This is a genomic window from Dactylosporangium sp. CA-152071, from assembly GCF_050936335.1.
In the GTDB taxonomy this organism is placed as follows: domain Bacteria; phylum Actinomycetota; class Actinomycetes; order Mycobacteriales; family Micromonosporaceae; genus Dactylosporangium; species Dactylosporangium maewongense.
Genome location: NZ_JBNJMZ010000001.1, coordinates 6,540,989 through 6,553,398, shown reverse-complemented (window position 1 = coordinate 6,553,398; position 12,410 = coordinate 6,540,989). Strand labels below are relative to the sequence as shown.

Sequence of the window (12,410 nt, the reverse complement as noted above, 5' to 3'; positions counted from 1 at the left end):
TAGAGGGGTCCGCAAAGGGCCGCGAATCGATCTCAGCCGAACGCCGCCAGCCCGGTCAGCTTCTGCCCGATGACCAGCTGATGGATCTCCGACGTCCCCTCGTACGTGAGAACCGTCTCCAGGTTGGCCGCGTGCCGCATGACCGGATACTCGGCGCTGATGCCGTTGGCGCCGAGCACGGTCCGGCACTGCCGGGCGATCGCGAGCGCCTCCCGCACGTTGTTCAGCTTGCCGACGCTGACCTGCTCCGGCTTGAGCACCCCGGCGTCGGCCCGGCGCCCCAGGTGCACCGCCAGCAGGTACCCCTTCTGCAGCTCGACGGCCGCGTCGGCGAACTTCGCCTGGGTCAGCTGGAACCCGGCGATCGGCCGGCCGAACTGCTCCCGCGCCCCCGCGTAGTCCAGCGCGGTGTGCAGGCAGTCACGGGCCGCCCCGAGCGCGCCCCACACGATGCCGTACCGCGCCTCGGTCAGGCACGACAGCGGCGCCTTCAGGCCCTTCGCGTCCGGCAGCAGCGCCTCCCCGGGCAGCCGCACCCCGTCCAGCACGATCTCGCCCGTACACGAGGCCCGCAGCGACAACTTGTGCTTGACCTCGCGCGCCGTCACCCCCGGCGTGTCCATCGGCACCACGAACCCGCTGATCCCCGCCTCGGTCCGCGCCCACACCACCGCCACGTCGGCGACCGGCGCGTTGGTGATCCACATCTTGGTGCCGTCGAGAATCCAGTCGTCGCCGTCCCGCCGGGCGCGGGTGGTCATCGAGCCCGGGTCGGATCCGTGGTCGGGCTCGGTCAGCCCGAAGCAGCCGATCAGGTCGCCCGCGGCCATGCCGGGCAGCCAGCGGTCCTTGTGCTCGTCGGAGCCGTACTTCCAGATCGCGAACATCGCCAGCGAACCCTGGACGCTGACCAGGCTCCGGACACCCGAGTCGCCGGCCTCCAGCTCCAGACACGCCAGCCCGTACGCGACGGCGCTGGCCCCGGCGCACCCATACCCGCTCAGGTGCATGCCGAGCAGCCCGATGGACGCGAACTCCTTGGCGAGGTCCCGGACGGGCACCTGCCCGCGCTCGTACCAGCCGGCCACGTTGGGCCGCACGTGGTCGTCGACGACCCGCCGCACCACGGCCCGGATCGCCAGCTCCTCCTCCGAGTGCAGCGCGTCAACGTCCAGCAGGTCCAGAGGCCGCATCGTCATAACTAACACTGTAAGTCAGCCGCCACCCCTCCCGCCCAGACGCCACCCAACCCCCCAACCACCCCACCCGACAGCACTCGCCACCCAACTCGCCGGCCGACCCCCACCGCCCAGTTCCCTCCTTGGATCACAGAGCGACCGGCGGAACACCCGGGCGGACACGACGCTCAACGCAGCCGACGTGATCCAAGTCGCCAGGCGGCCACCCGACGACCAGTCCCGTCCTTGGATCACAGCACGCGCGGCGGTCACCCCGGCACGAGACTCTGCGCGGCCGACATGATCCAAGTCGCCAGGCGGCCACCCCGACAGCCAGTTCCATCCTTGGATCACAGCACGGGAGCCGGACCGCCGAGCGGACACGACGCTCAACGCAGCCCGACATGATCCAAGTCGCCAGGCGGCTGCCCCGACAACCAGATCCGTCCTTGGATCACAGCACGGGAACCGGACCGCCGAGCGGACACGAGGCTCGGCGCGGCGGGCGTGATCCAAGTCGTCAGGTGGCCGCTCGGGCGACCGGACTCGTCCTTGGATCACGGGCCTTGTGGGAGGAAGGCAAGCCTGGGGGCCGTTCTGCAGCGGTGAACCCCGCGGACCGGCCGCGTCGGTGGGGCGTGCGAAACAGCAGGACGCGAACGTGCAGAGGCGGAGACGGCCGCTCGAAGGCGACCGTCTCCAACCCTTGGCACCGAAGGCCCGCCCGCACCGGGGCGCGGGCCTCAGGCCTGGAGGACCCGTGCGTGGATCGAGGTGCGTTGCTGCAGCGCCGCGCGTAACGCGCGGTGCAGGCCGTCCTCCAGATACAGCCCGTTCTCCCACTGGACCACGTGCGGGAACAGGTCGCCGTAGAACGTGGAGTCCTCGGCGAGGAGCTTGTCGAGCGCCAGCTCCCGCTTGGTGGTGATGAGCTGGTCGAGCCGCACCGGGCGCGGCGGGATCTCGGACCACTGTTTCAGCGTCAGCCCATGTTCCGGATAAGGCCGACCGTCGCGGACCGCCTTGAAGATCATGAACGTCTCACCCCCCTGACCGTGTCAGGGTACCGACTAGGTGCGACAGAATCGCCGCCGAGCGTGTTCAAGACCCCCAGCGGCCGCGGTGCGTGACGGTGCCGGACTCGCGGCGGCCCCGTTTGAGTGACGGCGACTTCACGTCCGGAGCCCGGTAGCCGATGGTCATCGCGCCGATCGGGGTGTACTCGGGAGGCACCCCGAACGCCGCGCGGTAGGCCGCGTCGGAGGCGGGCGGGATGCCGAAGAAGCACGCGCCCAGGCCCTCGTCGACGGCGCCCAGCAGCACCAGCAGGCTCGCCATCCCGGTGTCGATGTGCCAGTAGGGCACCGGCCAGCGGGCCTCGTCGCGGTCGGTCCAGCCCTTGTCGGGCTCGGCGTACCGCGAGAGGTAGGCGTCGCGGTGGCTGTGCGGCACGACGATCACCGGCGCCTGGCTCATCCCGTCCAGCCACGAGGTCGTGGCCGTGTCGGGCGGGGAGGCCGCCGCCCAGAACCTGGCCCGGTCCTCGTCGGAGGTGAGGACCAGGAACTCCCAGCCCTGCGAGAACCCCGCCGAGGGGGCGTGCGTCGCGTACCCCAGCAGCTTGTCGATCACGGCCGGGTCCACCGGCCGCGACGCGTCGTAGTTTCGGACCATCCGCCGCCGGCGGATCGCCTCAGACAGTTCCACGGATCCCCCAAACCCCGTGCCAGGACGCTCCCGGCTCCAGGGTCACCACATCACGCCCGGACCGGAACGCGTCAGGGGGGCAGGTCATCGGCTCGATGGCGAGCGCCTTGCGCAGCCGATCGGCGGGAAGCGTGTCGGAGGAGTACACCTGCCACCAGCCGAACGACGAGTCGGCCCAGACCGTGACGCCGCGGCCGTCGGGGGCGGTGACCGTGACCTGCGAGCCGCCGTCGGCGTCGGGGACCACCTCGCCGAACGCCGTGTCCAGGATGGTGCCGCCGAGCCGGCGGCCGTCGAGGAAGTCGTACTCGCTGCCGGCGACCCGGGCGGCGCCGATCGGCAGGAGGCGCGCGTCGACGAGCAGGCGGCTGCGGGCCGGGACCTTCAGGGTGAGGTCGTCGACCGCGACGCCCGGCACCAGCACGTACGGGTGGGTGGCCAGCCCGAACGGCGCGTCCTCGGCGCCGACGTTGGTCACCTCGTGCTCGGCCCGCAGGCCGCCCTCGCCGACCGACCAGGTCGTGCGCAGGCGCAGCGGCCACTGGTACCCCGGCTGTGGCACCAGGTCGTGCTCGACGGTCACGCTGTCGGGCGCGGCGTCGACGAGCCGCCAGCGGACCCAGTTGACCAGGCCGTGGATGGCGTTGTGGCGCTCGGGCTCGGTCAGCGGCAGCTGCAGGTGGTCGCCGCCGAACGCGTACTGCCCGTCGCGGATGCGGTTGGGCCACGGGGCGAGGACCTGGCCGGCGCAGCCGACCGCGTGCTCCCCCTCGGCGTAGCCGGCGACGACGTCGGCGCCGTCGACGGTGTAACTGCGCACGCCACCGCCGACCTCGACGATGACGGCCTCATGGCCGCCCGAGGCGATCGTCCACTGTGTACCGGAAGGGGCGTGCGAGAGCTGCGCGGCGGCGGCGGTGTCCATGGCCGCGACAATATCGTCAGTCCGACCGGTCGGTGTACCGAAGCAGGACGGGAAATGTCAGGCCCAGGAGGACGGCCACCGCGGCGGCCGCGATCCCGCCGCTGACCCAGGAGAACGTGGCGCCGGTCGCGTCGGCCATCGAGCCGGCCCGAAGGTCACCCAGACGTGGACCTCCTGCGACGACGGCGAAGAACACGCCCTGCAGCCGCCCGCGCATCTCGTCGGGGGCACTGAGGAGCACCGTCTGCCGGTACACCCCGCTGATCATGTCCGCCGCACCGGCCAGCGCCATGAAAGCTACACACGCCCACAGCCACGGGACCGCGCCGGCGGCCGCGACCGCGAGCCCCCAGCCGACGACGGCGAGCACGAGCGCGACGCCCTGCCGGTGCACGCGGCCGATCCAGCCGGACGTGAGACCGGCGAGCGTCGAACCGATGGCGATCGACGCGTACAGCCAGCCCAGCGACGCCGGGCCGTAGCGCTGATCGGCGACGACGGGGAACAGCGCTTTCGGCATCGCGAGGACCATCGCGGCGATGTCGATCGCGAACGTCAGCAGGATCACTTTCGAGCCGGCGAGGAACCGCAGGCCGTCGCGGATGTCCCGCAGCCCGCCCGTGGTCTTCGCGACCCCGGCCGGCGGCAGGGCCGGCAACCGCAGGGCCGCCCACAGGACGATCGTGAAGAGGACGGCGTCGACGGCGTACGCGACGGCGAAGTCGGCGTTGGCGATGACCAGACCCGCACCGACCGGGCCGAAGATCGAGGAGACGCTGGAGGCGGTGAAGCTCAGCGTGTTGGCCGAGGCGACCTCGCCCTCGTCGATCAGCGCCGGGATGATCGCCTGCCGGACGGGGCTGTTGACGCCGAACGCCGCGGACTGCGCCGCGATCAGCGCGAGCATCAGGTAGGCGTTGTCCACGTGCAGGACCGCCTGCGCGAGCAGGCCGAGCGTCGTCAGCCACATGAGGGTCGAGCTGGTCAGCAGCACCTTGCGCCGGTCGAACGCGTCCGCGATCGCGCCGCCCCAGATCGAGAACACGATCAGCGGCACCAGGCCGACGAAGCTGGCGATGCCGACCCACAGGGCCGACTTGGTGATCTCGTACACCTGCACCGGCACGGCGACCGCGGTGAACTGGACGCCGAAGAAGGACACCGCGTTGCCCACGAACAGCCGCCGGTAGGCCACGTGCCGCAGCGGCCGGACGTCGATCACGTGCTTGCGCAGGGCCTCCTGCACGCTCAAGGCGCGAGCCGTTCGACCTTGCCGCCGGTGTACCGGAGGCGGTCGTGCAACCGGCTGGGGCGGCCCTGCCAGAACTCGACCTCGTCGGGGCTGACCCGGTAGCCGCCCCAGTGCGGGGGTGCCGTCAGCGGGCCCTCGGCGGCCTCGACCGACGCGACCAACGCCTCCAGCTCGTCGCGGGAGCCGATGACCCGCGATTGTGGACTTGCCCACGCCCCGACCTGGGCACCGTGGGGGCGGATCGCGAAGTACTCCTCGGTCTCCTCGCGGGACACCTTCTCGACCGCGCCGATGACGATGACCTGGCGGTGCAGGGGGTACCACGGGAACACCAGGGAGGCCTGCGGGTTGGCCGCGATGTCGTGGCCCTTGCGCGACTCATAGTTGGTGAAGAAGGTGAATCCGCGCTGGTCATAGCCCTTGAGCAGCACCGTCCGCGCGCTCGGCCGCCCGCTGCCGTCGGCGGTCGCCAGCAGCATCGCGTTGGGCTCGGGAAGGCCCGCCTCGACCGCGTCGGCGAACCACGTGGCGAACTGCTCCAGCCACGTCCCGGCGAGTCCTTGCTCGGTCAGCTCGCCGCTGTACTCGTTTCTCATCCGCGACAAATCTTGCGGCGATGTGCTGGGTCTCACGCTCACATCCTTCCTCCGGCGGTCGCAAATGCGTGAAGATGTGTCACGGAAGACACATTGAGCCCCCGTTCAGTCGGCGCTGGCACCCCACCGGGGCGAAGATGACAAAAGGGAACACCGGCGGGTAACAAACCTAGTCAGACACCCCAGAACCAGCAGGAGTGCGAGATGTCCGATTTCAAGCCGGGACTCGAGGGCGTCATCGCCTTCGAATCCGAGATCGCGGAGCCCGACAAGGAAGGCGGCGCGCTGCGTTACCGCGGCGTCGACATCGAGGATCTCATCGGCCAGGTGTCCTTCGGCAACGTTTGGGCACTCCTGGTCGACGGCAAGTTCGGCCCCGGCCTGCCGCCGGCCGAGCCGTTCCCGGTGCCCGTGCACTCCGGTGACATCCGGGTCGACGTGCAGTCCGCGGTGGCCATGCTCGCCCCCTACTGGGGCCTCGGCCAGCTGCTGGACATCGAGACCACGCAGGCGCGCGAGGACCTCGCCCGGGTCAGCGTCACCGCTCTGTCGTTCGTCGCGCAGGCCGCCCGCGGCCTGGGCCTGCCGGCCGTGCCGCAGAAGGAGATCGACAAGGCCGACACGATCGTCGAGCGGTTCATGCGCCGCTGGCGGGGCGAGCCCGACCCGCGGCACGTCAAGGCCGTCGACGCCTACTTCATCTCCGCCGCCGAGCACGGCATGAACGCCTCCACGTTCACCACCCGGGTCGTCGCCTCCACCGGCGCCGACGCCGCGGCCTGCATCTCCTCCGGCATCGGCGCGCTCTCCGGCCCGCTGCACGGCGGCGCGCCGTCGCGCGTGCTGGGCATGATCGAGGCCGTGGAGCGCAGCGGCGACGCCGAGGGCTACGTGAAGGGCGTCCTCGACCGCGGCGAGCGGCTCATGGGCTTCGGCCACCGCGTCTACCGTGCCGAGGACCCGCGCGCCCGCGTGCTGCGCCGCACCGCCAAGGAGCTCGGCGCGCCGCGCTTCGAGATCGCCGAGGCCCTGGAGAAGGCGGCCCTCGCCGAGCTGCACGCCCGCCGCCCCGACCGGGTCCTCGCCACCAACGTCGAGTTCTGGTCCGCGGTCGTCCTCGACTTCGCCGAGGTCCCCGCGCACATGTTCACGTCGATGTTCACCTGCGCCCGGGTCGCCGGCTGGAGCGCGCACATCCTCGAGCAGAAGGAGCTGGGCCGCCTGGTCCGGCCGTCCGCGACGTACGTCGGCCCCGGCCCGCGCAAGCCGCAGGACGTCGAGGGCTGGTCCAACGTGGCGTGACGCGCCGCGCGTCCGGTGTGACGCGCGTCGCCCTCGACGCTGAATCGACCTGGATCGCGGCGGCGGAGGTGGCAGGATTCGCGGGGTACCCGTACCTGCCCGCCCGCCGCCGCATCCCGGAGTACCCACATGGTCGACATCCGCATTCCCGATGAGCTGAAGCCCGCCGACGGCCGCTTCGGTTCAGGCCCGAGCAAGGTCCGGCCCGAGGCCGTGCAGGCCCTCGCCGGTGTCGCGACCTCGTACCTCGGCACCAGCCACCGGCAGAAGACCGTCCGTGACGAGGTCGCCCGCCTCCGCCGTGGCTTCGCCGAGCTCTTCAGCATCCCCGACGGCTATGAGGTCGTCCTGGGCAACGGCGGCAGCACCGCGTTCTGGGAGATCGCGGTCTTCGGCCTGATCCGCGACCGTGCGCAGTTCGCGAGCTTCGGCGAGTTCGGCGCGAAGTTCGGCAGCGCCGCGAAGAAGGCGCCGTTCATCGGCGACCCGACGATCGTGAAGGCCGACCCGGGCACCGCCGCGTTCCTGCGCGCCGAGGCCGGCGTCGACACGTACTGCTCCCCGCAGAACGAGACCTCGACGGGCGTCTCCGTGCCGGTCCAGCGCGTCGATGGCGCCGACGAGGGCGCGCTGGTGCTGACCGACGCCACCTCGGGCGCCGGCGGCCTCGAGGTCAACGTGTCGCAGACCGACGTCTACTACTTCGCCCCGCAGAAGTGCTTCGGCTCCGACGGCGGCCTGTGGATCGCGATCATGTCGCCGGCCGCGATCGCCCGGGTCGCGGAGATCAAGGAGTCCGGCCGGTACATCCCCGACTTCTTCGACCTGCAGACGGCGATCGACAACTCGCGCCTCGAGCAGACCTACAACACGCCGGCACTGTCGACGATCTTCCTCACCGCCGAGCAGGTCGACTGGATGCTGGCCGGTGGCGGCCTGTCGTTCGCGACCAAGCGCAGCGCCGAGTCGGCGTCCATCCTGTACGGCTGGGCCGAGCGCTCGCCGGTCGCGACGCCGTTCGTCGCCGACGCCTCGGTCCGCTCCAACGTCGTCGGCACCATCGACTTCGACGAGTCCGTCGACGCGACGGCGCTGGCCAAGGTGTTGCGCGCCAACGGGATCGTGGACACCGACCCCTACCGCAAGCTCGGCCGCAACCAGCTCCGGATCGCGATGTTCCCGACCGTCGACCCCGCCGACATCGAGGCGCTGACGGCGTCCATCGATTACGTCATCGAGCGACTTTAGTTTGTGTGTACGAATGCCCGCCGCCTGTTTGCTGAGGTGGCGGGCGTTCCTGTTTGCTTTCTGTCGGCGCGGCACACTTCGTTCCAGCTAGGGTTACGCGTACTGTGACCGAGTGGTGCCGGGAAAGTCGGCGCCGATGCGGGTGGGACGGAGGCACGCTATGCGGCCTGTGCGATTCGTCGCCCTCTCCGAGGACGGCCAAGCGTTCGTCCTCGCCGATGAGGTCGGCCGACTGCTCGCGCTCCCGATCGACGACCGGGTCCAGAGCGCGCTGCGCCCCGACCAGAGCCATGCGACCGCGACGATGGAGACCGCCGCCTCGCAGCTCGCGCCGCGCGACATCCAGGCCCGCATCCGCTCCGGCGAGTCCGCCGAGGAGGTCGCCCGGGTCGCCGGCGTCCCCGTCGACCGCGTCCTGCGCTACGCCGGCCCCGTCCTGCAGGAGCGGGCGATGCTCGCGCAGCACGCCCGCCGCACCCGGCTGAAGACGTCCGACAAGGGCTCCTCGCTCGCCGAGGTCGTCGACGCGCGCCTCGGCCAGCACGGCATCGACACCGAGAAGATCTCCTGGGACGCGTACCGGCGCGAGGACGGCACCTGGCGGATCACCGCCACGTGGCCGAGCGGCAAGGCGACCGCGCAGGCCGTGTGGGAGCTCGACAAGGCCCGCCAGCAGGTCGCCCCGCACGACGACATGGCGCAGTACCTGTGCACCGAGCGCGCCCCGCACGTGCTGGGCCAGGAGCCGCCGGCGCCGGACCGCGCCCTGCCGAGCCGCGGCGAGACCAGCCGCGGCGACCTCGGCGTGCGCCCCGACCCGCTGCGGCACGGCAGCGGCGGCCACGACCTGATCCGCCCGTCCAACGTCCAGCCGTCGACCGTCCAGCCGGAGCGCCGCGGCCGCGGGCTGGGCGCGCTCACCAACGACCCGATCCGGGCCGGGCGGGACGCGCTGCTCGCTTCGCTCGACCGCCCGCTGGGCGCCGCTCCCGGCTCCTCCGAGGAGCCGGCCGCGCCCGCCCCGGTCGCGCAGGGTGAGAACCGGGCCCGCGGCGCCGCCGCGCTGATCGGCCGCTCCCCGTTCGACGACGACAGCGACCAGAGCAAGGAGATCCCGGCGGTGCCGTCGCTCGCCGTGCTCCGCCCGCGCCGCAACACGCCCTCGGCCGCCTCTCCCGAGCAGCCGGCCACCGCGGAGAAGCCGCGCAAGCGCCTGCCGAGCTGGGACGACGTGCTGTTCGGCGGGGCGCCTTCCGCCGCTCGGGAAACCAGCTGAGGTTTGCGGGATAGGTTGGTGGTCATGGAGTACACCAACCTCGGGCGGACCGGCCTCTCGGTCAGCCGCCTGTGCCTGGGCACCATGAACTTCGGGCCACAGACCACCGAGCCTGACAGCTTCGCGATCATGGACCGGGCCCTGGACCACGGCATCAACTTCTTCGACACCGCCAACGTCTACGGGTGGAAGCTCGGCGAGGGCGTCACCGAGCAGATCATCGGCCGCTGGATCGCCCAGGGCGGCGGCCGGCGCGAGAAGGTCGTCCTCGCCACCAAGGTCTACGGCAAGATGCAGGAGTGGCCCAACGGTCAGGGCCTCTCCGCGCGCCACATCATCGCCGAGGCCGATGCGTCGCTCAAGCGTCTCCAGACCGACTACATCGACCTGTACCAGATGCACCACATCTCCCGCAGCACGCCGTGGGAGGAGATCTGGCAGGCGATGGAGGTGCTCGTCGCCCAGGGCAAGGTCCTCTACGTCGGCTCGTCCAACTTCGCCGGCTGGCACATCGCCCAGGCCCAGGAGTCGGCGCAGCGCAGGCACTTCCTCGGCCTGGTCGCCGAGCAGTGCATCTACAACCTCATGGCCCGCACGGTGGAGCTGGAGGTGCTGCCGGCCGCCCGCCAGTACGGGCTGGGCGTCATCCCCTGGTCGCCGCTGCACGGCGGCCTGCTCAGCGGCGCCATCGCGAAGGCCGCCGCGGGCTCCGCAGGCCGGTCCTCAGAAGGACGCGCCGCCGAAGGCCTGGAGAAGCACCGCGCCGCGATCGAGGCCTACGAGAAGCTCGCCGCCTCGCTCGGCGCGGACCCGTCCAACCTGGCCCTCGCGTGGCTCCTGGCCCAGGACGGCGTCACCGCCCCGATCATCGGCCCGCGCACCGTCGAGCAGCTCGACTCGACGCTCGGCGCCCTGTCGCTCCCGCTGGACGAGGCGACGCTGCAGCGGCTCGACGAGCTCTTCCCGCCCGTCGGCAACGGCGGCCCCGGCCCGGAAGCCTGGGCCTGGTAAAGCTTCACGTGTTCCGGGCCGTGGCCAGCACCTCGTAGGTGGGCCGCGGCCCGAGTTCGCTCTTCATCAGCCGTACGTCGTCCGCGTGCCACTGCGGCCCCTGATACCCGTGCAGCGTCTCCAGGTCGCTCTCCAGCTCCCCCGCGGGCAACCGGTCCCCGGGCCGGGCGATCGTGACGTGCGGCTGCAGCGGCCGCCGGTCGAACGGCAGCCTGCGCTTCTTCAGCTGCCTGCGCACCGCGTCGCCGAGCGGCTGCACCTCCCCGTCGACCTTCGCGACCAGCGTGGTGAACTTCCCCCGCCCGAACCTGCCACCCCCGGCGATCCGCACCACCGGCCCCGGCCCCTGCTCCCGCAGCCCATGGACCAGCTCGACCGCGTCGTCCTTGCGCTCGTCCTCGACCTCACCGAGGAACGCGAGGGTCATGTGCCACTGCCCGGCCGGCACGAGCCTCACGGAGCGCCCCTCCGGCATCGGCCTGGCCACGTTGAGCCCGCCGACCATCCCCGCGAAGTGCCGCTCGGCCTCCGCCGGCAGGTACGCCGCGATGAACAACCTCACCGCTGCCCGGTTTTCGTGTCGCGCAACGCCAGCCCCGCCCGCTGCAGCTCACCCTCGACCCGCAACCGCTCGACCTCCAGATCGACCCCGCTCACCTCGCCAAGGTACTGGTCGACCCCCAACTGTCCGCACGCGACCCGCAACGCTTCGTCATAGGCCCGCTGCACCGCGTTGAACCACACTGGCGACCTGGTCGCCACTCCCATCCGCAGCCTGTTGAGCCGGCGCAGGTCCCCTGCCAGCTGCTCGATCGGCGGCCCCGCCGGCGCCGGCGGGCTCTCCGCGGCCACCGTGTGCAGCACCCGCCCCGCCCAGCTCAGGTGCCACCACCGCCGCACCCGCCCGTCCTGCCACCCGGGCCTGCCCGCCTTCCGGACGAGCACCTTCCTGATCCCCCGGCCGATCCCCCGCCCGCCCCGCTTGACCGCCCGCACCCCGCGCTCCAGCATCTCGTCCGCGGAGATGAGCAGCAGGCACACCAGACACGGCGCCACGGCGATCAGCCCGATGGCACCGACGACCAGCAGGCCGTGCAACACGCCCACACTCCGAGGCTAAGCCCCCGCAGACAGCGACCGCCACCGATCAACCCAACTTCGGCACCGACTCGCAACCATCCGCGCCCCACATCCGCCAGCCCCCGCCCCGACGAAACCGGGGCGGTCCGGTGGCACCCCTCGTCGCCACCGGACCGCCCCGCCGAGACCGTGCTGCCGTCCGGCCCTCGATCATCCCCACCCCCGTCAACCCTCACCCCGGCAGCGCACCCCGCCACCGCGCTGACTCCTCCAGCGCCGCAGCGCCCGGAGGATGCCGGCAGGTCTGTGTCCGTGCCGCTGCCGGCTTTCTTGTGAGGCATCGCTGACCAGCGAATCCGGGCGCCGGGCTCGAACCCGTGGTCCTCGTGGTCCGGCTTGATCGGAGTGGTCGCTCCGGGCGCTGCCGTGACCGCATCTCACCCGGACGCGATGCCGCACGACGGCGCCTTCGCTGCTCGATCGGCCGCCCCCGTCGGCCGGCCGATCTCGCCCCACCAGCAACCGCAACCTGCTGCCGCCCGCACGCTCCCTTCTGAACCAACCGTCCCGACTGCCACGCCCTGCCCCACGACACCAGCGCGCCGGGCAGTCCAGAACCCCCGCGGCCGGCCGTGGCACGGAAGCCCGCAGTCCGACCTCCGACGCCCGACCTCCGAGTCAGGTGGCCAGACCCCCGTGATCCGCTCCCACGACTCGACCCCACAGCCCGAGCCCGCGCGACCCGGGCCCGTGAGGCCTGCCGCCCCCACAGGCCGAACCCACAGGCCGAACCCACAGGCCGAACCCACAGCCCGAACCCGTGAGGCCTGCCGCC

The 12,410-nt window shown here is 71.8% G+C and carries 12 protein-coding genes; 4 read left to right on the top strand and 8 right to left on the bottom strand.

Translation table 11 applies throughout. The features are described 5' to 3' along the window. Nucleotides 1-32 precede the first annotated feature (32 nt). From ACQEVZ_RS29455 to pdxH, 6 genes are all read right to left on the bottom strand, one after another. The gene (locus tag ACQEVZ_RS29455) at nucleotides 33-1,193 is read right to left on the bottom strand and encodes an acyl-CoA dehydrogenase family protein (RefSeq protein ID WP_360559976.1); all 1,161 of its coding nucleotides are present in this window, start codon (nucleotides 1,191-1,193) and stop codon (nucleotides 33-35) included. Between the two features lie 728 nt (nucleotides 1,194-1,921). Then, complete coding sequence (locus ACQEVZ_RS29450) at nucleotides 1,922-2,212, bottom strand: type II toxin-antitoxin system VapB family antitoxin (protein ID WP_033364898.1); 291 nt, start codon at nucleotides 2,210-2,212, stop codon at nucleotides 1,922-1,924. Between the two features lie 67 nt (nucleotides 2,213-2,279). Beyond that, complete coding sequence (locus ACQEVZ_RS29445) at nucleotides 2,280-2,885, bottom strand: nitroreductase family protein (protein ID WP_433372362.1); 606 nt, start codon at nucleotides 2,883-2,885, stop codon at nucleotides 2,280-2,282. Continuing rightward, on the bottom strand, nucleotides 2,872-3,810 hold the full coding sequence (locus ACQEVZ_RS29440; RefSeq protein ID WP_354899837.1) for an aldose 1-epimerase family protein: 939 nt from the start codon (nucleotides 3,808-3,810) through the stop codon (nucleotides 2,872-2,874). The genes ACQEVZ_RS29445 and ACQEVZ_RS29440 overlap by 14 nt, the downstream gene beginning before the upstream one ends. A 16-nt stretch (nucleotides 3,811-3,826) precedes the next feature. Continuing rightward, on the bottom strand, nucleotides 3,827-5,062 hold the full coding sequence (locus tag ACQEVZ_RS29435) for an MFS transporter (RefSeq protein ID WP_344501336.1): 1,236 nt from the start codon (nucleotides 5,060-5,062) through the stop codon (nucleotides 3,827-3,829). Continuing rightward, complete coding sequence (pdxH, locus tag ACQEVZ_RS29430; RefSeq protein ID WP_433372358.1) at nucleotides 5,059-5,658, bottom strand: pyridoxamine 5'-phosphate oxidase; 600 nt, start codon at nucleotides 5,656-5,658, stop codon at nucleotides 5,059-5,061. Before pdxH ends, ACQEVZ_RS29435 begins: the two co-directional genes overlap by 4 nt. Nucleotides 5,659-5,862: 204 nt before the next feature. Between pdxH and ACQEVZ_RS29425 the strand changes: the two genes are divergently transcribed. From ACQEVZ_RS29425 to ACQEVZ_RS29410, 4 genes are all read left to right on the top strand, one after another. Continuing rightward, the gene (locus tag ACQEVZ_RS29425; protein WP_344501334.1) at nucleotides 5,863-6,960 is read left to right on the top strand and encodes a citrate synthase 2; all 1,098 of its coding nucleotides are present in this window, start codon (nucleotides 5,863-5,865) and stop codon (nucleotides 6,958-6,960) included. Nucleotides 6,961-7,089: 129 nt separating this feature from the next. Then, on the top strand, nucleotides 7,090-8,208 hold the full coding sequence (gene serC / locus ACQEVZ_RS29420; RefSeq protein ID WP_344501333.1) for a phosphoserine transaminase: 1,119 nt from the start codon (nucleotides 7,090-7,092) through the stop codon (nucleotides 8,206-8,208). Nucleotides 8,209-8,368: 160 nt separating this feature from the next. Next, nucleotides 8,369-9,484: a septation protein SepH gene (gene sepH / locus ACQEVZ_RS29415; protein ID WP_344501332.1), complete on the top strand. Its 1,116-nt coding sequence runs from the start codon at nucleotides 8,369-8,371 to the stop codon at nucleotides 9,482-9,484. Between the two features lie 24 nt (nucleotides 9,485-9,508). Continuing rightward, complete coding sequence (locus ACQEVZ_RS29410; RefSeq protein WP_433372353.1) at nucleotides 9,509-10,495, top strand: aldo/keto reductase; 987 nt, start codon at nucleotides 9,509-9,511, stop codon at nucleotides 10,493-10,495. 4 nt (nucleotides 10,496-10,499) lie between these two features. On the opposite strand, the gene thpR is transcribed toward ACQEVZ_RS29410, so the two are convergent. Together thpR and ACQEVZ_RS29400 are read right to left on the bottom strand one after the other, a co-directional pair. Beyond that, on the bottom strand, nucleotides 10,500-11,057 hold the full coding sequence (thpR, locus tag ACQEVZ_RS29405; protein ID WP_433372351.1) for an RNA 2',3'-cyclic phosphodiesterase: 558 nt from the start codon (nucleotides 11,055-11,057) through the stop codon (nucleotides 10,500-10,502). Beyond that, nucleotides 11,054-11,602, bottom strand: a complete 549-nt coding sequence (locus ACQEVZ_RS29400; RefSeq protein ID WP_344501329.1) for a hypothetical protein — start codon at nucleotides 11,600-11,602, stop codon at nucleotides 11,054-11,056. The genes thpR and ACQEVZ_RS29400 overlap by 4 nt, the downstream gene beginning before the upstream one ends. Between the last annotated feature and the right edge of the window lie 808 nt (nucleotides 11,603-12,410).

What these genes read in the sequence shown, in the direction of transcription:
- ACQEVZ_RS29410 (WP_433372353.1), top strand. Translation starts at nt 9,509, where the DNA reads ATGGAGTACACCAACCTCGGGCGGACCGGCCTCTCGGTCAGCCGCCTG.
- ACQEVZ_RS29455 (WP_360559976.1), bottom strand. Translation starts at nt 1,193, where the DNA reads ATGCGGCCTCTGGACCTGCTGGACGTTGACGCGCTGCACTCGGAGGAG.
- ACQEVZ_RS29425 (WP_344501334.1), top strand. Translation starts at nt 5,863, where the DNA reads ATGTCCGATTTCAAGCCGGGACTCGAGGGCGTCATCGCCTTCGAATCC.
- ACQEVZ_RS29450 (WP_033364898.1), bottom strand. Translation starts at nt 2,212, where the DNA reads ATGATCTTCAAGGCGGTCCGCGACGGTCGGCCTTATCCGGAACATGGG.
- sepH (WP_344501332.1), top strand. Translation starts at nt 8,369, where the DNA reads ATGCGGCCTGTGCGATTCGTCGCCCTCTCCGAGGACGGCCAAGCGTTC.
- ACQEVZ_RS29440 (WP_354899837.1), bottom strand. Translation starts at nt 3,810, where the DNA reads ATGGACACCGCCGCCGCCGCGCAGCTCTCGCACGCCCCTTCCGGTACA.
- pdxH (WP_433372358.1), bottom strand. Translation starts at nt 5,658, where the DNA reads ATGAGAAACGAGTACAGCGGCGAGCTGACCGAGCAAGGACTCGCCGGG.
- serC (WP_344501333.1), top strand. Translation starts at nt 7,090, where the DNA reads ATGGTCGACATCCGCATTCCCGATGAGCTGAAGCCCGCCGACGGCCGC.